At 65.8% G+C, this 17502-nt stretch carries 14 protein-coding genes; 12 read left to right on the forward strand and 2 right to left on the reverse strand.

From position 1 onward, the window contains the following. Positions 1 to 311 precede the first annotated feature (311 nt). The 7 genes from ABD056_RS03150 to ABD056_RS03180 all read left to right on the forward strand — a co-directional run bounded on the left by ABD056_RS03150 (position 312) and on the right by ABD056_RS03180 (position 8959). Entirely contained in the window at positions 312 to 1304 is a 993-nt protein-coding gene (locus tag ABD056_RS03150; protein WP_343864326.1) for an ABC transporter substrate-binding protein, read from the forward strand. Between the two features lie 15 nt (positions 1305 to 1319). Beyond that, a complete protein-coding gene (locus tag ABD056_RS03155) occupies positions 1320 to 2132 on the forward strand; it encodes an ABC transporter permease (protein WP_343864328.1) in 813 nt (270 codons plus the stop codon). Positions 2133 to 2245: 113 nt separating this feature from the next. Further along, positions 2246 to 4489, forward strand: coding sequence for a TonB-dependent receptor family protein (locus ABD056_RS03160; protein WP_343864330.1), 2244 nt, complete (start codon positions 2246 to 2248; stop codon positions 4487 to 4489). A gap of 11 nt (positions 4490 to 4500) precedes the next feature. Then, entirely contained in the window at positions 4501 to 5256 is a 756-nt protein-coding gene (locus ABD056_RS03165) for an ABC transporter ATP-binding protein (protein ID WP_343864332.1), read from the forward strand. Then, positions 5253 to 6488 carry an NnrS family protein gene (locus ABD056_RS03170; protein WP_343864334.1) on the forward strand — a complete coding sequence of 412 codons (1236 nt, stop codon included), beginning with the start codon at positions 5253 to 5255 and terminating at the stop codon, positions 6486 to 6488. The genes ABD056_RS03165 and ABD056_RS03170 overlap by 4 nt, the downstream gene beginning before the upstream one ends. Continuing rightward, positions 6472 to 7233, forward strand: a complete 762-nt coding sequence (locus tag ABD056_RS03175) for a hypothetical protein (RefSeq protein ID WP_343864336.1) — start codon at positions 6472 to 6474, stop codon at positions 7231 to 7233. Before ABD056_RS03170 ends, ABD056_RS03175 begins: the two co-directional genes overlap by 17 nt. A 349-nt stretch (positions 7234 to 7582) precedes the next feature. Next, a complete protein-coding gene (locus ABD056_RS03180; protein ID WP_343864338.1) occupies positions 7583 to 8959 on the forward strand; it encodes a DUF6035 family protein in 1377 nt (458 codons plus the stop codon). Positions 8960 to 9054: 95 nt separating this feature from the next. Here the strand turns inward: ABD056_RS03180 and ABD056_RS03185 are convergent, their stop codons facing one another. Next, a complete protein-coding gene (locus ABD056_RS03185) occupies positions 9055 to 9318 on the reverse strand; it encodes a helix-turn-helix domain-containing protein (RefSeq protein ID WP_343864340.1) in 264 nt (87 codons plus the stop codon). 136 nt (positions 9319 to 9454) lie between these two features. Between ABD056_RS03185 and ABD056_RS03190 the strand changes: the two genes are divergently transcribed. The 5 genes from ABD056_RS03190 to ABD056_RS03210 all read left to right on the forward strand — a co-directional run bounded on the left by ABD056_RS03190 (position 9455) and on the right by ABD056_RS03210 (position 16299). After that, positions 9455 to 9928, forward strand: a complete 474-nt coding sequence (locus tag ABD056_RS03190; protein WP_343864341.1) for an alpha/beta hydrolase family protein — start codon at positions 9455 to 9457, stop codon at positions 9926 to 9928. 739 nt (positions 9929 to 10667) lie between these two features. Further along, positions 10668 to 11261 carry a TnsA endonuclease N-terminal domain-containing protein gene (locus ABD056_RS03195; RefSeq protein WP_343864342.1) on the forward strand — a complete coding sequence of 198 codons (594 nt, stop codon included), beginning with the start codon at positions 10668 to 10670 and terminating at the stop codon, positions 11259 to 11261. A 13-nt stretch (positions 11262 to 11274) separates the two neighbouring features. Next, entirely contained in the window at positions 11275 to 13416 is a 2142-nt protein-coding gene (locus ABD056_RS03200; protein WP_343864344.1) for a hypothetical protein, read from the forward strand. 2 nt (positions 13417 to 13418) lie between these two features. Continuing rightward, positions 13419 to 14396, forward strand: a complete 978-nt coding sequence (locus ABD056_RS03205; RefSeq protein WP_343864346.1) for an ATP-binding protein — start codon at positions 13419 to 13421, stop codon at positions 14394 to 14396. 1 nt (position 14397) lies between these two features. Next, positions 14398 to 16299 carry a TniQ family protein gene (locus tag ABD056_RS03210; protein ID WP_343864348.1) on the forward strand — a complete coding sequence of 634 codons (1902 nt, stop codon included), beginning with the start codon at positions 14398 to 14400 and terminating at the stop codon, positions 16297 to 16299. Between the two features lie 34 nt (positions 16300 to 16333). Here the strand turns inward: ABD056_RS03210 and ABD056_RS03215 are convergent. Further along, a protein-coding gene (locus ABD056_RS03215; RefSeq protein WP_343864350.1) for an IS630 family transposase occupies positions 16334 to 17291 on the reverse strand; the annotation gives its coding sequence in 2 pieces (ribosomal slippage) (positions 16334 to 16939 and positions 16941 to 17291; 957 coding nt in all). Positions 17292 to 17502 lie beyond the last annotated feature (211 nt).

Consider the following 17502-nt stretch of genomic DNA (forward strand, 5'->3'; position numbering starts at 1 on the left):
AACCGTCGAGGGCCCACCGGGAGCTTCGGGGGGCTTCGGTATACCCCCTTTTATACGCCGAGGCCCCCTTACCCTCAATTCAAAAGAGGATATGCCGGATGCCGCGACCGGTTGTTTTGCGCGCCTCTGCCAGCGCCGAGGTTGGTCCCGCGGGCGGCTCACAGTCCCGGACCTTCGCCGTATGGTCTTGATGCCGGGTAACTCCTGGCACGACAGAAGTTGCAAACAATTCTCAATCGCGCTAAGCCCGCGGAGAAATCAGGGGCTTGCGCGGCGCCCACCGTCGCCGTCGCCGTGGTGGAGGTGGAACAATGGTATCCTTGAACCGTCGGACGGTGCTGGCCGGACTGGCCGCCGCAGGGGCGGCGGCGGTGGTGCCGGGGGTGACGCGGGTGCGGGCGGCAGAGCCGCTGCGGAGCCTCACCCTGTGGGGGCCGCCGGCCGGGCCGTCCATCCTGCTCGTGCATGCCATCGCCACCGGCCGCCTGCGCGCCGTCGCCGACAAGGTGACCTTCAAGCCGTGGCGCGACCCCGACGAGCTGCGCGCCGGCCTCACCTCGGGCGCCATGCAGCTGTTCGTGCTGCCGACCCAGGCGGCGGCCAACCTGTTCAACCGCGGCATGGACGTGCGGCTGGTCAACGTGCTGACCAACGGCCTGCTCTACGTCGCGGCGGCCGATGGCAGCCTCACCACCCTGGCGTCGCTGAAGGGGCGCAGCGTGGCGGTGCCGTTCCGCAACGACACGCCGGACGTGATCTTCCGCCGCCTGCTGCGGGCCGAGGGCATCGCCGAGGCGGAGCTTGACCTGCGCTTCACCGGCACACCCATGGAGGCGGCGCAACTGCTCGCCACCGGCCGCATCGACGCCGCCTTGCTGCCGGAACCGGCGGCCAGCGCGGCGATCCTGAGGGCATCGCTGGCCGGCACCACCCTGACCCGGGTCATCGACCTGCAGGCCGAATGGGCCCGCATAACCGGCCTGCCGCCCGCCCTGCCGCAGGCCGGGCTGGGGGTGACCGGCGGGTTCCTGGACAGCCATCCGCAGGTGGTGCAGGCGGTTCATGCCGCCCTGGCGGCGGCGGTGGCGGAGGTCAATGCCGCCCCATTGGAGGCCGCCGCCGGCGCCGCCTCCGCCCTCGGCCTGCCGCAGCCGGTCATCGCCGAGTCCGTGCGCCACTCCAACCTGGTGGCGACCCCGGCGCGGGAGGCGCAGCCGGTGCTGGAGGCGGTGTTCGCCAGCCTGGCGGAGGCCGACCCCGGCATCGTCGGCGGCGGCATCCCGCCCGCCGGCTTCTACCTCTAGGCGGGAGCGGCGGCCATGACAGTCCTCCTGCTCGACCGGTTGGCGCGGGCCGGGCGCTTCCTGTGGTCAGCCTGGGCCGGGCTCACTGGCCTCGCCCTGGTGGCGGCGGCGTGGCAGGCCGGGCACGAGCTGTACGGCGACTTCATCCTGTCGGCCCCGGCCGCCACCCTGTTGCGGGCGGCGGAACTGCTGGCCGATGCCGAGGCTCAGGCGCTGGTGGTGGAAACGGTGCGCCGCGCCACCCAGGGCTTCCTGCTCGCCGCCGCCGCCGGAGCCGCCGCCGGCCTCGCCGCCGGCTATTCGCCCGCGACCATGCGGGCCATGCGTCCCATCGTCACCGTCCTGCTGGGTGTGCCGCCGATTGCCTGGATCGTGCTGGCGATGATCTGGTTCGGGTCCTCCGACGGCACGGTGCTGACTACCATCCTGGTGGCGGCGACGCCCATGACCTTCGTCGGCGTGGCGGAAGGCGTCATGGCCCGCGACCGCAAGCTCGACGACATGGCGACGGCCTTCGGTGCCGGGCCGCTGCTGCGGCTGTGGACGCTCGGCCTGCGGCATGTCTCGGCCTACCTGTTCCCGGTCCTCACCGTCTCCCTCGGCACCGCCTTCAAGGTGGCGGTGATGGCCGAACTGCTGGCCAATACCGGCGGCATCGGTGGGGCACTGGCCCTGGCGCGCTCCAACCTGGATGTCACCACGGCCCTGGCCTGGGTGCTGATCGCCGTCGCCGGGCTGGTGGCGGTGGAGTACCTGCTGGTCCACCCGGTGCGGGCGGAGTTCGAGCGCTGGCGCGATGCAGCACGGCCGTGGGGCGTCAAGCGCTGACCCGGCGGCCTTCCGCGCCCGCCGTCCCCCCGACTTGACCAAAGACAAGGAGCCAGGGCAGGGGTATCCGTTATTGAGAATGCGACTCACTATCGTTTATGAGGGGGTATGTGATGAAGGGACACCTGTCAAGCCTGCGCATGGTCTCGCACGCCGCCCTGCTGGCGGGGCTCGCCGCGGCCGTGGCGCCGGCGGCGGCCTGGGCCCAGTCGGCGACGCCCGGCGCCACCGTGCAGCTGGCGCCCATCAGCGTCGAGGGCACGGCGCTGCGGCCCGAGGACCGCTCGCGCGAGGTGCTGGAGGCACTGCCCGGCGGCACCGCCGTGGTCACCGCCGGCGAGCTTGAGGGCCGCGCCGACCTGACGCTTTCCGATGCCTTGTCGGGGGTGCCGGGGGTGGTGGTGCAGGACTTCTTCGGCGGCAACGATCAGCCGCGGGTGCAGATCCGCGGCTCCGGCCTGCAGCAGAACCCGGTGGAGCGCGGCGTGCTCGCCCTGCAGGACGGTCTGCCCCTCAACCGCGCCGACGGCTCCTACATCGTCGGCCTCGCCAATCCGCGGACGGCGGAGGTGATCGAGGTCTATCGCGGCTATACCGCCAACCGCCTGGGGGCGGCCATGCTCGGCGGCGCCATCAACTTCGTGTCGCCCACCGGCACCTCCGACCCCGGCGTGGTGGTTACGGCGGAAGGCGGCAGTTTCGGTCATGCCAAGGGGACCTTGCAGGCCGGCGGCCGCCTGGGCGATGTCGACGGGCTGGTCCAGCTCGGCCACAGCCGGCGCGACGGATACCGCGAGTACAACGGCTCCGACCGCACCAGCATCGACGCCAACCTCGGCGCCGAGTTGAGCGATGCCATCTCCACCCGCTTCTTCGCCGGTTTCACCGACCTCAGCTTCGATGTCGCCGGGCCGCTGCCCAAGTCGCTGCTGGAGGCGGACCCGGAGGCGGTGCATCGCGGGCCGGTGGTGGTCGGCGGCGTCGCCCGTCAGCCCGGCCCCAACGTGCTGCGCGACCGGCCGCAGCGGGAGTCGCAGCAGTACCGCATCGGCAACCGCACCTCCTTCACCTACGACAGCCACCTGATCGACGTCGGCGCCGGCTACACCTACACCGACGATGCCTTCCGCTTCCCCATTTCCTCCGGCGTGCGCGAGATCGAGGGCGGCGACGCCACCCTGGTCGCCCGCTATGCCTATGCCCCCGACGCCGCCGCGCCGCTGCCGCTGGTCGACACCAGCATCCGCTACGTGGTCGGCTCGGCGGAGCGCAGCGACTACCTCAACCTCGGCGGCACCCGCGGGCCGCTGTTCGGCCGTAACGACCTGGACGCCCGGACCCTGTCGCTGCACGCCGGCCTCAACCTGCCGCTGGGCGAGCAGGTGACCCTGTCGCCGGCCGTCACCTACGCCTACGCCACCCGCGAAAGCACCGACACCTTCGGCGCCGCCCTGCGGCCGACCGCCGCCTACAGCCCCATGAACCCGTCGGTGCGCCTTCCCAATGGCGCCGTGCCGGCCGGCGATACCAGCTACGACCGCACCTATTCCGCGGTGAGCCCGAGCCTCGGCCTGTCCTACCGGCCGCACCCGGATCACATGGTGTTCGCCGCCATCAGCCGCAGCTTCGAGCCGCCGACCCACGACGACCTGCTGGCGACCGTTAACGGCACCCCCAACAGCAGCGCCGGCCGCCCCAATCCGGCCGCTCCGGCGGCGGCTGCGGCGGCCTACCGCACCCCCGACCTGGACGCCCAGACCGCGACCACCGTCGAAGCCGGCTGGCGCGGCCGCCTCGGCCCGGTGGCGGTGGATGCGGTGACCTACTATTCGTGGGTGAAGGACGAACTGCTGAGCCTGCGCGACGAGACCGGCGCCTCCCTCGGTGCCGTCAATGCCGACGATACCCGCCACTTCGGCGTCGAACTGGGCGCCACCGCCGCCCTCACCGACGACCTGACGGCGCGGCTGGCCTATACCTACCAGGACTTCCGCTTCCACGACGACCCGGTGCGCGGCAACAACCGCCTGGCCGGGGCGCCCGAGCATGTCGTCACCCTGTCGGCCCGCTATGCCGTCACCGATGCGCTGGCGGTGGGGGCGGAGCTGGATTGGCTGCCCACCCGCACGCCAGTGGACAACATGAACACGCTCTACCGCGACGCCTATGCCACCGTGTCGCTGCGGGCGGATTACCAGCTGACCGACGGCATCACCCTCTATGGCGAGGCCCGCAACCTGTTCGACGAGACCTATGCCTCGTCGTCGCTGGTGGTGGACCAGGCGCGGCCCGATCAGGCGGCCTTCATGCCGGGGGACGGCCGCTCGTTCTACATGGGCATCAAGGCCGCCTTCTGAGGAGACGTCGCATGGACGACCCGGCCCTGACGCTGCGCGCCGTCGGCCACGCCTACCTGGGGCGCACCGTCATCGACGCCGTCGACCTGACGATGGCCGCCGGCGAGGTGGTGGCGCTGGTCGGGCCGTCCGGCTGCGGCAAGAGCACCCTGGCGCACATCGCCGCCGGGGTGGTCGACCCGGTGCGCGGCAGCGTCCGCCGCGCCTACCGCCGCCACGCCATGGTGTTCCAGGAACCGCGCCTGCTGCCGTGGGCGACCGCCCGCGACAACATCGCCTATCCGCTGCGGCTCGGGCGCCTGTCGCGGCGCGACCGCCGGGCGCGGGCGGAGCAGGCGGCGGCCCGGGTGGCGCTGGAGGCACGCGATCTCGACAAATACCCGGCCGAACTGTCGGGCGGCATGCGCCAGCGCGCCGCCATCGCCCGCGCGCTGGTGGTGGAGCCTGACTTCCTGTACTTCGACGAGCCCTTCACCGCCCTCGACGTCGCCCTCAAGCGGCGGATGCAGGATCTGGTCATCGAGGCGTCGGCGCAGATGCGCTTCGCCGCCCTGTTCATCACCCACGACCTGCTGGAGGCGGCCCGCATCGCCCACCGCATCGCCGTGATGGACGTGTCCGGGCGCGGCATCCTCGGCGTGCGGGCGGTTCCCGGCGAACCGGGCGGCCGCAGCGACATGGACCTGTTCCGGCTGGTCGCCGACCTGCTCGCCGACGACCCCGTCTTCCGCCACATCCACGACGTTGACGAAAGGCGGCTGGCATGACCGCGACCGTCCGCCGCCGGCCCCGCACCCGCACCCCGACCCTGGCGGCGCTGGCCCCGATCCTGGGCGACGAGGGGCTGCGGCTGTTCTTCCCCCTCTCGGCCCTGCATCTGGCCCTGTGGCCGGTGCTGTGGGCCATTGTCGGCGGCTTCGCGCTGCCCTTCGACGAGCCGCTGCCGCCGACCCTGCGGCACGGCCATGAAATGCTCGTCGGCGGCTTCGGCGCCGCCCTCATCGGCTTCGTCACCACGGCGGTGCCGGAATGGAGCAACATCGACCGCCTGCGCGGCCGGCCGCTGTTCGTGCTGGCGGCGCTGTGGGCGGTGGGGCGGCTGGCCGGCCTGCTGGCGGCGGCGCCGCTGAGCCTGGTCGGCGCCGTGGCCGATGCCCTGTGGCTGGTGGCGCTGCCGGTCTATGTGCTGGTGGTGCTGGTGCGCCGCCGCCGTGCCCGGCTGCTCGGCATGGTGCTGTGGCTGTCGGCCCTGGCGGCGGCGGGGGTGACCCTGCAGGCGGCCATCGTGCTGGCCGATGTGGAGCTGGCGGCGGCGGCGCTGCAGGCGGTGGCGCTGGTTTACGTCGGGCTGCTGGGGCTGGTGCTGGGGCGCATCACCGTGCCGGTCACCAACCTGATCCTCGACCCGACCGAGACCACCTCGCCCTACCGGCCGCATCCGGGGCGCCTCAACCTGGCGCCGGGAATGGCGGCGGTGGCCCTGGCGGGGACGGTGGCGGGGCTGTCGCCGGCGGTGACCGGATACCTGCTGATCGGCGCCGGAGCCGCCTTCCTCGACCGCACCGGCGAGGTCTTCGTCGGCCGCGAAGCCTTCCGCACCGCCCTGCTGGCCCCGGCCCTGGCGAGCCTGATGGCCGGCCTGGGCCTGGGGCTGATGGGGCTGGCGCGGCTGGGGGCGCCCTTTCCCGAAACGCCGGCCCTGCACCTGGTGATGATGGGGGGGCTCGGCCTCGCCGTGCTGACCGTGTTCGCCGTCGCCGGGCTGATGCACACCGGCCGCCGCCTGACCATGCTGCCCCGCGCGGTGCCGGCCGCCGTGGCGCTGCTGGTGGCCGCCGTGGTGCTGCGGGTGGGGCCGGACCTCGGCCTCATGCCCGCCCCGCCGGGACCGCCGCACGCCCTGGCGGCGGTGCTGTGGGCCGGCTCCTTCCTGCTGTGGCTGTGGCGCTACTGGCCCATGCTCAGCCGACCGAATGCGAGCGATGACAAGATCTGCTGACTCCCCCGTCCTCCTGCTGCTGGCCTGTTTTCAGCTGCTGCTGACCGGCGTGCTGTGGGTGGCGTGGCACCTGGGCCTGCTGACCGTTCCCGCCGCCCTCGGCGCCGACGCCTGGCTGCTGCACGAGGTCACCCTGGCCGCCATGCCGCTGCTGGTGGCCGCGCGGGGCGGGGTGGTGCCGGCGGGCATCGGGTGGAGCGCGGCGATCATCGTCGCCTGGGGGGTGGGGCGGCTGGCGATCACCTTCCTGCCCGAGCCACCGCTGTGGCTGGCGCTGACCGCGGCCACCGCCCTGCCGGCGCTGCTGGCGGGGCTGGCAGGGCGGCGGTTCCTCGGCCTGCTGCTGCTGGCCCTGGCGGTGGCGGCGGGCGTGCTGCAGTGGGAAGCCTGGCGCTATGGCACCGCATCGTCGGCCTGGCTGGCCGTGGCCCTCGGCGCTGCGCTGCTGCCAGCCGCCGGTGGTGGCCGCTGGCGCCCCGGCGTGGTGGCGTTCCTGGCCCTGGGGCTGATGCTGCTGGCCGCCGGCTGGGCGACGGCCAACCCGGCGCTGGTCCGCGCCGCCCTGGTGGCGCTCACCCTGGCCCCCGCCGCTCAGGCACTGCCCGTCGGACGCCCGCTGCTGGCGCTGTCGGGCACGGCGGCGCTGCTGATGATGCTGGGACTGGCACTGCCCTGGTGGCCGGCACAGCTGGCGGGGGCGGTGGTGTGGGGGGTGGTTGGGGTGGGGGTGGGGGTGTGTAGGTGACAGGGTTTGTGAATGGGGCCAGGAGGTGCAATGGCCCCGGCGGTTGGGCCGGGGAGGCAGCCATGTACCGCAACGAGGTCTGCAAGAACGGACCGCTTCAATGAGGCCCCGGCGGTTGGGCCGGGGAGGCGGCACTGCTATGCCGCGCACCATAATTTGGCCGGTGCGCGGCATACCCTGGCCCAAGCGACGCAACAGCGCGCCGCTGCGGCTATAGCTGCCGTTGCTCGCCTGTGCTGCCCTCAGCGCCCCCCGGGGGTGTCGCTCATCGACATGAAGCGCAGCGCGTGATCTGGCCTGGTAAACTGCCGCACCAGAGGGGAGCCGCCCGATGGTTTCGAGGAATGTCATGAGGAACCCGGCGGAGCCAGCAATTGCGGTCGATGCCCCAGAAATTGAAAGAGTTCTAAGCCTCCGTAGCGGTGCCGAATTTGAAAGCCGCCGCCTTATCCAAGGGCGCCGCTACGATCGACTTGTGGGAGGTCTGCGGGACGTCATATCGGATGCCATCAGGGAGAAGAAACCGCGCTTGGTCTGCCCTTTGTGCGGAGTCGCGGTGCGCCTCAGCGCATCTCAACAGAAGCGCTTCTTCTTTAGGCACATTGAGGAGGACGGTTCGTGCCCGGCGGTCACGAGGTCGAACCTAGACCACGACACAATTAGGGCACTGAAATATAATGGGGCCCGTGAAAGTGATGCTCACAAAATAACGAAAAACCGCATTGTTGAAAGCCTTTCGGCCGATGGCGGCTTCTCCGAGGTTGCAGTTGAAAAAACATGGCGTGCCAAGGTAGGCAACCGCCTTCGGCGACCTGACGTGCAGGCAGTCTACAATGGCATTCGAATAGCGTTCGAGGCGCAACTGACCACCACTTTCCTTGACGTGGTTCGGGGGCGACGCGCCTTTTATCTTGAAGATGGCGCTCTGCTGGTCTGGATCCTCCGGCGGTTCGATCCGGAACATCGGCGGATGACCGAGGATGACATCCTTTTCTCGAACAACTCCAATATTCTGGTCGTGGACGAGGAGACATGGCGCCTGTCTCGGGAAAAGGGGCGCTTCATGTTGCGCTGCCACTATAGGGAGCCCCATCTGGACGACGACGCCAGGGCGGAACGGTGGCAGCAAGCTGTGATTGGGTTTGATGAGCTGACCCTCGACTCGGTCGGGCAGCGGGCGTTCCTCTTTGACTTTGATGCCCGGGACGCTGAAGTCGTGCAGGAGGCGGCGAAAAGGCAAGCCGAACGCCTTGATGAGGCTCTACGGGAGGAGATCTTTTCCTATTGGACGGAGAAGAACATCCGAATGGGCCTCGATAAATCGTCGTTATTATCCTGGGAAGCCACGGTCGGGAAAGCGGCTCAGCGTGGGCTAACGCTTCCTCAGGTTCCCGATGAGCATGCGGCTTTCGTCACCGCGGTGGCGGTCTTGCTGAGTGCCAAACTGGGGCGCCCCGCAGGCTACCGCTACACGAAGCTGATTCAAGTAGCCCATCAAGTAGCAGAAAGCCACAGCGAGCTCTTGGTTCCATTCGGCTTTGCGCTCAAGGCCTATGGAACCGAGGCAATAGTCGACGCCGAGGATGGCAAGGGAACTTGGCGGCAACGTAAAGTCGGATTCAAGGAACGTATTGCCGCTTCGCCAGGCGCTCACTTTGCTGCTCTGCCTTACGCTGGGGCATTACGGTATTTGTTCCCGGAATTATCAGAAAAGATACGCGGATAGGGGGAAGTCTCCCCTGTCACAGTATTTGCAAACGCCGCTGAGTCTCAATGGGCGCACAGGTGCGCCTTGCGACGAGAGATCGCCATCCGCCACAGCTACTTCTTAGGCCGCCGCCCCTTCGGCAAGGTCTCCGGTGGTGCAGCGCCAGGGACTGGCTCGGTGAAGAACTCCCGGATATCGACCTTTAGTGCGTTCGCTAAGCGCTCCAGAACGGCAACGGTTGGATTCTCCAGTTCCCGTTCCAAACGGCTCACATAGGTCCGATCGATAGACGCATCTACGGCAAGGCTCTCCTGCGAGAGCCGCCTCTCAACGCGAATCCGCCTCAGATTTCGAGCCACAAGCGCCTGTGCATTCATAGCGACAGGCGAGCATCTTGTGGAGCATCAAACCACGGACTATAGTCACGTATTACTTTGCAGGAGCTGCTGATTCCGCGGAGGCGCGACCGGCCCGCCCATGGTCGGCCGGTTCGCCTAATCGAGAGGGGGCATAATGACTTGGTACTGGTGGTTGGCAGTAGCGGCAGCCGGCTGCGGTTTCTATGCCCTATGGAAGTCGCACAAGAAGGGGGTAGCAGATCAGGAAGCCCTTGAGGCTGCGATCGCCGAAAGCATGGGGCGGGCGCCCGACTATTCCTATCGCCTTACAAGCCACTCTCTTGGTCCCCTGCGCTTTTTTGCTGCCTTTGTTGGCGAGCGGAAAATTTACATCGGCGGCTATGCGGAGCCGTTTGACCCGGCGCGCTTCCTGAAGTCTGACGACGTTCGCTCCTGGGACATCCACTGGGACACCGGCGTCGATGATCGTGGCCGGACATTCAAGAGACGGTTCTCCCTGCACGTGGCGGTGAAGTCGATCGAAACGCCTCTGGTGCGAATCGACTGCCAGAGCGAAGCAATGGCTTACAAGATGCGCGAGATCTTCAACCAAACTTTCGGCGACCGCAGCGTTGCCAGCGCCTCATAAACGCCCGCTGATTGGCCCGGAAGGACCGGGCGTCCCGGAATGCAGAATCGAGCGGCGTGCTCTGTGGAGCGCGCCCTAATTCTTTCCGGCAGGAACTCGCGCCCGCCGTCGTTTTCAGAAGGTCCTACAAAACACAGAAATGCCGGTCAAAAGAAGATGGCGCACGACATCAACTTTAAATAATAAAATTGGATGGCGCTGACTGTGACGCAAGAACGAATAAGGCAACAATGCTTGCCAAAAAAATTAATCTATCATTTCACAAAGCAGATAAAAAGACTGGACGTGCCTGCGTGACCTCCGGATATTAAGGTGCAAGCAACCCGGAGGCTCTCCAATGTAGTCATCATTAGAGCCGGCGTCAGAAACGAACAACCCCACCGCGCCAACGGTGGGGTCATGTCGTCTCTGACGTCTTTGACCGCTTTAACCGATCTCGACGATCCCTGCGTAGAGGGCAGTTACATCCTCTCTATGCCAGATCGTGAGGTCCTTTGCAAGCCGGAGCGACACCTCCCGTCGCTCGGAAGGGGGACTCATGTCTCAGCGAGCTATCTTACGCCACCTACTGAACATCCGTGCCGGCTTCGACGAACTCGAGGTTTTATCGGCGACGCCTGCGGATGATACTGCCCTATGTCGGGCCGCACATGACCGAGATGCCAATACCGGCACCCCGTGGCGGCCTACCCGCCCGTCGGAGGCGAGCCGTCGCCCACCCCTGCGAGGCCGCGGCTCAGTGCGCGGGACGCTGGTCGATCAAGCCAGTGGCCGGGAACTCGTCTTCGAAAGCCGCCTCGAGCGCGGGCTGGCGGAAATACTTCTAGCCAGGCGGGACGTCAGCCACATCGCCGACCAGCCGCCGGCGGTGCACTACATGACGCCAGACGGACGCACTCGCGGCCATACCTTCGACTTCCTAGTCACGACCGTCGATGGAAAACGGCTCGCGATCGCGGTGAAGCCAGAGGCGAAAGTCAAAAGCAGTGGCATCCAGACTACCCTCTCTCTGGTCCGCGCCCAAATTGGTTCGCGGTTTGCTGACGCCTACCTGCTGCGGACCGATCGACACATCACACGGGACAGGGTGTTCAACGCCCAACTGCTTCTACGTGGCCGTGTCTGCCGCATTGAAGCCGATGTTGCCGCCATGCGAGCCATTGTCGAAACCCTGCCGGGCAGCTTCAGACTCGCAGACCTCGTCGCCCGTGCAGGAATTGGGGCGCGGGGCTTCAACGCCGTAGTCAGCCTCATTGATGACGGTCTACTGCAGCCAGGGGAGGGCGGAAAGATTGACTACCTCACCTACCTCCGCCGTGCGGCAGCGAAGTGAGGGAGGTGCGGCTATGACTAGAGCAACGCGTCTGCCCCGTCCTGTCACCCGGTATCGGCTCACTTCGGTTGACCGCGTCCAGATTGACGGCATTGATTTCACCCCGGTCTCGGGAGACCAGGCCGGCTACGTCTTCAGGCCTTTTCAAGATGATAGAGGCCTCACGATCTCTCTTGACCACGCTGAAATTGAAGATCGGCTAGCTGCGAAGACACTCGTCGTTCATCGCAACTGGTACGGCCCAAATAAGGCAAGGCAGCGTTTGACGGCCGCCACGACGCTTCTCTCCGATCTCCCTGCCTCCGAGCAGCACAAGATTCTCTGGCGACTTGAATACTGCGAGCGTTTCCTGCGCCTGGAAGCTTCGGAAGCGAGCGTTACCCGATCCGACCAAGCAATGAGTCGGGCGATTGCGCGCATTCATACCGAGCTATTGCACCTTGAAGCAGCCCGGCACGGCAAGCCTCGCAGGTGCGGGCGGAAGAATGAGTATTTCGATCCGCCGTCGCCGCGATCTCTCCGGCGCTGGCTCACCGCCTATGTGGGCAGCGGTCTTGAGCCCATGGCGCTCCGAGAAGGCCACCATCGTAGCGGCAACAGAATCCCTCGAACTGACGGCGACAGCAGGGAGTTCGCGCTTAAGCACGCATGGAACGCTGTAAGCTTAAACCGACCGAAAAAGGCGGAAGTCTATGACACCTACAAGGACGCCCTGGTCGACGAGAATGGCGAGCGCGAGCAAAATGGCGCTCCCCCGCTGCGCCAAATCGGCCGGCGCTCCTTCGAGCGGATGATCGGCAAATTTTCGCCGTTTGCGCTGTATGCGGGCCGGTACGGCCGAGCAGCGGCATTGCAGCATTTTGCCCTCGTCCACCGAGGAGCTGACGTCATCCGTGCCCTGGAGCGGGTAGAGATGGACGAGTACAACGTCTCGCTCCAAACCTTACTGGTGGAAGCCGGGCTCTGGTCCCGACTTTCGCCTAAGTCAAAGGCTGCAGTACAGCGTACTCGCACATGGCTGACGTTGGCTATCGATTGCGCCACCCGCTGCATCCTTGCAATGCGCCTGCTGGTCGCCGCGCCCAGTAGCGAGAGCGCGATCTCGGCCCTGGAAATGGCGGTGTTCCCTAAGGACACCGCTTCTCATGCGGTCGGGCTAAACGGCCAATGGGAAATGCATGGGGTGATGGAGACCCTTGTCACCGACGGGGGCGCAGCATTCATCGCTGTTGCGACACAGGCGGCACTCCGGGATCTGGGAGTTGCGCACGAGGTCCCCCCCGGGGGCGTGCCCTACCTCCGCGGCACTGTCGAGCGGTTTTTCTTGACCGTTCAGTCCCAGCTCCTGCCGCTGTTTCCCGGGCAGACCTTCGAGAACGCCATCATCAAAGGAGATTACGACGCTGAGGGGAACGCCTGCATCAATGTCGAAGAATTGAACAGGGTCCTGATCAGGTACGCGGTCGACATCTACCATAATCTCCCGCACGAAGGCTTGGCCGGAGAAACCCCGCGCAACGCCTGGCGGCGCCTCATGGGGCTCTACTCGATCGCTCTCCCGCCTAACGAGACTATCCGCAGACACATATTCGGCATTACGACCACCCGACACATCGACAATCGCGGCATCCGCTTCCTTGGCCTGCACTTTCAGAGCGAGGAGTTGCAGAAGCTGCGCATCATCGACGACCGGAAGCTTGTTGCCATACGGGTGAATCGGCACGACCTCCACGCCATCTCTGTGCAGCTTGAGCAGGGTTGGCTCTCCGTGCCATGCGTGTTCAAGGAGATCGCGGGAACCAGCGTCTGGGAGTGGATCGCGGCGGCGCAGGATCTCAAGCGTCGGCATGCCGATATGGCGGCGCTGTCAAAGGGCGTGGTGCGACAAGCCATGGATGACCTCCGGCAGACAGCGGCCATGGCCACCAAGCGGGCGGAGATTGGCGAGCCTGTTCTGACGCTACAAGATGTCGAAACGGCCGAGCGCGAGCTGTTCCGTTCCTTCGAATTCGCCGACGACTCTGATGCCTCCGACGAAGAACTGCTCGGCGCCACCGAGGTTCTCCCACCTTCAGCCCCACCGGGTGCCTCCGACATGTTCGAGGCGACCGACGACGAGTTCGGCGGTCCAGCCGATTGGCAGCAGGAGTCATGAGAATGGACGGACTGGACGACCTCCTTGGGGGCATGGACCCCGCGCGGCGGCACCGCTACGAGCTGACACAACGGATGCAGAAGCGGTATTTCTCGAGCCGCCGAGACAAGACGCTGAGCAACGAGATCAATCGGTGGGTTGACGTCACTCTTGCCTCATTGGTGGGCCCGCATCCAGAGGGCAGAATCCTCGCCGTGATCGGAGACCCGGGCGCAGGGAAAACTAGGGCCATCAAGCGCGCAATGTCTGCGGTCCCCGCGCTGGGGCAATCGACCCTCTGTGTGATCGCGCCGCGGCCATGCACCCTCAAGCAACTCGGCCGCACGTTTCTGAGCGCAATGGGGTACGAACTGCATCGCGACCTGCGCGAACATCTGACCTGGGAAAAGGTTCGTGACCACCTTGAAGCCAACCAGGTGCGGTTCGTCTGGGTGGACGAGTTCCAGCACGTACTCGACGGAAAGCACGATGCTCAGGTAGCGGCGATTTCCGACACGTTCAAGAACCTGGTGCAGCGGCGCTCCTGGCCGGTCAGCTTCCTGCTCTCCGGCCTGCCGGCAGTCTCATCTTTTCTGGGCCGCGACCGCCAACTTGAACGGCGGAGCCGCACCCTTGAGTTCGGCTGCTTGTCCTTCCCCGCCAGCACCGGCCTGATTCGGGAGGTGTTGCTGAATACCATCGTGGAGACGGACGGCGGCATGGGCCTTGGAGACCTGGCCACCGACGAGTTCGTGCATCGGCTTTGCCACGCCACAGGTGGGGCGCTCGGCGTCGTCATCGACCTGATTCGCTCTGCCGTCCTGGAGGCAGCCGAACGGTCGACGTTCAATGGCATCATCCAGATGTGTGACTTTGCCGCGGCCTATGCCTCGGAACGAGGCTGCGAACCGTCCGAGAACATCTTCCTGTCATCGCGGTGGCACGAGATTCGGCCAGAGAACTCGCGGCTCCGACCACCAGTTTCGGCGGAGGAGAGGTAACATGCTTAACCTGCGCGTTCCCTACATTCCCGGCGAGACGGCAACCAGCCTATGCTCCCGGCTTGCCTTGAGAAATCGGTGCCCGTCCGTTACTGAGTTTTGCCTTGATGTCGGCCTTGTTTTTCAGGACGTGGTGGCCGGAACCCCGAGTGCGCTTTCGCGGCTCTCCACCCTCGCGGGCGTCGATATTGAGCAGCTACTACCCTCGGCATTGCGAGGGCTTGGTGCCAAATTTACATGCGGGAACAACGTTCTCGAGCAGGCTTTGCGTCGGTCCATGCGGCGGATCATGGTCTGCCCGGCATGCATTGCCCGCGATCTCGAAACCCACCCCAGTGTAGGCTCCGCAGCTCCAGCCGGGCGCCTTGCTTGGCTTTTCGAGCCCATATCGACCTGCGTCGAACACGAACTGGCCCTCGTTGCGGCCGACGTCCAGCCGCAGAACGCTGAATGGCGGGCAAACGTGTCCTTAGACTTTGCCCGGCGGGTTCAGCCTTTCATCCAAAACATCGAGAGCCATCGGGCCTCCGCATGGCGACGCCCGCCGACCGGCTTGGAACAGTACCTTTGCGCGCGCTTAAATGGGCCCGTTCCAGCAGTCAGCGACCTGATTGATACGCTCCCGTTTTATGCTGTCGCACAGGCCAGCCTGATCTTGGGCGCCTTCGCTACTTTCGGGCCCAAGCTCATCTTGAAAAAGCTCACCGACGAGCAACGGCGAGACGCTGGCAAGCAAGGATTCTCAATTCTCGCAGCCGGCGCGGATCCACTTGAGGCGTTCCTGCGAACCAGCATGGACCGCTGGCCGCGGAGCAAGAACGCCACCTCTGTGAACGCGTTCTATGGGGCGCTTTCGCAATGGCTTGAATACCGGAGAGACGACGCTTCATACGAATTTCTCCGGAACACGATCCGCAACCTGATGTTCTCGTGGCAGCCTCTGCGAGAAAACACCACAATTTATGGCGTCTCTCTAGGCGCTGAGCGCGTCAAATCGGTCCTGACTCTTTCGGAGGATATGAGCACCCATCCTAATCGTCTTCAGCGGCTACTCGTCGCTACTGGTGTCCTGGATAAGAGCGCTGCCCGGCTGAGCGCGCACAAAGCGGTTTTTGTCGTTGATGAAAAGGCGTCTGATGTCGTAGCCCGTCTTTCTCGCTGCATGTCCAAAACGGCGGCGGCCAAGTACGTCAATGCGCCGTGGGTGCACTTCGACACGCTGCACAGGGCGGGGATCGTTGTGCCGTTCGTTGAACCAACTGGAAAACTGAGCGTCCATGGGTTCGACAGGCTAGATTTGGACCGTTTTCTGGAGCGGCTTTTTTCTCATGTTCGCGGGGCAGTGCCCGAGAAATTTGGGGGGATACCCATTTCTACTGCTGCCAAGCGGGCAAATTGCTCCGCCCTGGAGATAGTTCAGCTGATCTTCAACGGCAAACTGTCCGAAATTTACCATCGGCAGGAGGTTAGGGGCTTCTTGGGGATTGTAGTCGATCCTGATGAAGTCCGGGGCGCGCTGAGGCGGCCAGAGCGCCCAGGGCTATCAATTGCGCAGGTTGGAAAGCGGATGCGATGGTCCCGCCCCGTGATCGACGCGCTCATCGCCCATGGATGGCTTGCCGCAGAAACTGTAAAGCATCCGATATCCCGAAGGCGGCAATACGTCGTTGAGCCCCGCGACCTCGAAGAGTTTGATCAAAGCTACGTGACTCTGTTCGTACTGGGCAGGGAACATCGGCTCTCGCTTCCGAGCATGAAGGCGGTGCTCACAGACAGAGGGATCGAGCCGGCGTTCGATCCGCAAGTGGTTGGTGCGACATTTTACCGGCGTGCTGATCTGCCGCCAGTTGAGCCCCGCAGCAGCAGACAGCACGGAAACCACTTGTTGAACCGATACCGCTGAAATAGCCTCTCGTCGGCTCTAGAGCGGCGGTGGATTAATCGTACGCGTATCCGGAATGCCTGAGGTAGTTCCAGCATTCGTCAGGGTCGAAGAGATCGCAGATCGAGCCAAGGGCTGCGGATAGTCCGTCGAAGGTTCTGGCCGCTGCGGCGCGGAGGTGGGCCTTGATCTTGGCGAACGCCATCTCGATGGGATTGAGGTCCGGGCTGTAGGGCGGCAGGAACAGGAACCAGGCGCCGCGGCTCCTGAGGCAGTCGGCGGCCCTTGCGCTCTTGTGGACGGCGAGGTTGTCGAGAATGACGACGTCGCCGGCCGACAGGCTCGGCGCCAACTGAGTTTCGACCCAGACGTCAAAGAGGTGGCGGTCGATGGCTTTGTCGACCACCCACGGCGCCGTCAAACCGTGCAGGCGCAGGGCGGCGATGAAGGTCTGCGTTCCCCAGCGCCCGAAGGGCGCCTCGGCGCGCAGCCGGGTTCCGCGCAGGCTGCGGCCGCGCAGACGCACCATCCGAGTGGTGATCGAGGTTTCATCGACGAAGACCAGGCGGTCGGGCTCGAGCCTCATCCGAGGCTGGCGCCGCGTCGTCCAGATGTGGCGCTCATGGGACACGGTGGCGCGGGCGGCTTCCGAGGCCAGGAGCTGTTTTTTTATATGTGAAGCCGTGCTTGCACAGGAACTGCGACAGCGAGCATGGCGCCGCCGACACGCCCCGCTCACGCTCCAGCAGCGCCGCCAACTCGGGCATCGTGATGTCGGGCTTGGCCTCCACGGCCGCGATGAGGAACGCTGCGTGAGGGCCGAGTTTCCCGCTCCCCGCCGGCCGCCCCTGCGGCTTTGGGGCGCAAGAACCCTCCCGCTCCACACGCTGCAACAACTTGATCGAGAAGCTCGCGCTCACCCCGAAGTGGCGCGCGGCCGCCTTCCTGGAGTGGCCGCATCGCACAAACTCCACAACACGCTCTCGGAGATCCAGTGAATAGCTCTTGCCCATGACCCGGCTCCAGCGCCCACTCGATCATCAACGGCCTGATCCTCAAAAAGGATTCCGCATAAGGCACCGCCGCTCTAACGGTCCGTTTGCGAGGCGCCATGAGCGAAACCCTGGGCCCTATTGGCTCTTCCCGCCTTTCCGGGGAGGGAGGCGGACAACGGCCTTCTGGCAAACTGGTCGTCGCCAAATTGCACGACTGCCAGGGGGCCCG

The sequence above is a fragment of the Caenispirillum bisanense genome (assembly GCF_039523075.1).
Classification (GTDB): Bacteria; Pseudomonadota; Alphaproteobacteria; order Rhodospirillales; family Rhodospirillaceae; genus Caenispirillum; species Caenispirillum bisanense.

Bases quoted from the DNA above. Each gene is read 5' to 3' on its own strand.
- ABD056_RS03150 (WP_343864326.1), top strand. From the start codon at position 312: ATGGTATCCTTGAACCGTCGGACGGTGCTGGCCGGACTGGCCGCCGCA.
- ABD056_RS03155 (WP_343864328.1), top strand. From the start codon at position 1,320: ATGACAGTCCTCCTGCTCGACCGGTTGGCGCGGGCCGGGCGCTTCCTG.
- ABD056_RS03160 (WP_343864330.1), top strand. From the start codon at position 2,246: ATGAAGGGACACCTGTCAAGCCTGCGCATGGTCTCGCACGCCGCCCTG.
- ABD056_RS03165 (WP_343864332.1), top strand. From the start codon at position 4,501: ATGGACGACCCGGCCCTGACGCTGCGCGCCGTCGGCCACGCCTACCTG.
- ABD056_RS03170 (WP_343864334.1), top strand. From the start codon at position 5,253: ATGACCGCGACCGTCCGCCGCCGGCCCCGCACCCGCACCCCGACCCTG.
- ABD056_RS03175 (WP_343864336.1), top strand. From the start codon at position 6,472: ATGACAAGATCTGCTGACTCCCCCGTCCTCCTGCTGCTGGCCTGTTTT.
- ABD056_RS03180 (WP_343864338.1), top strand. From the start codon at position 7,583: ATGAGGAACCCGGCGGAGCCAGCAATTGCGGTCGATGCCCCAGAAATT.
- ABD056_RS03185 (WP_343864340.1), bottom strand. From the start codon at position 9,318: ATGAATGCACAGGCGCTTGTGGCTCGAAATCTGAGGCGGATTCGCGTT.
- ABD056_RS03190 (WP_343864341.1), top strand. From the start codon at position 9,455: ATGACTTGGTACTGGTGGTTGGCAGTAGCGGCAGCCGGCTGCGGTTTC.
- ABD056_RS03200 (WP_343864344.1), top strand. From the start codon at position 11,275: ATGACTAGAGCAACGCGTCTGCCCCGTCCTGTCACCCGGTATCGGCTC.
- ABD056_RS03205 (WP_343864346.1), top strand. From the start codon at position 13,419: ATGGACGGACTGGACGACCTCCTTGGGGGCATGGACCCCGCGCGGCGG.
- ABD056_RS03210 (WP_343864348.1), top strand. From the start codon at position 14,398: ATGCTTAACCTGCGCGTTCCCTACATTCCCGGCGAGACGGCAACCAGC.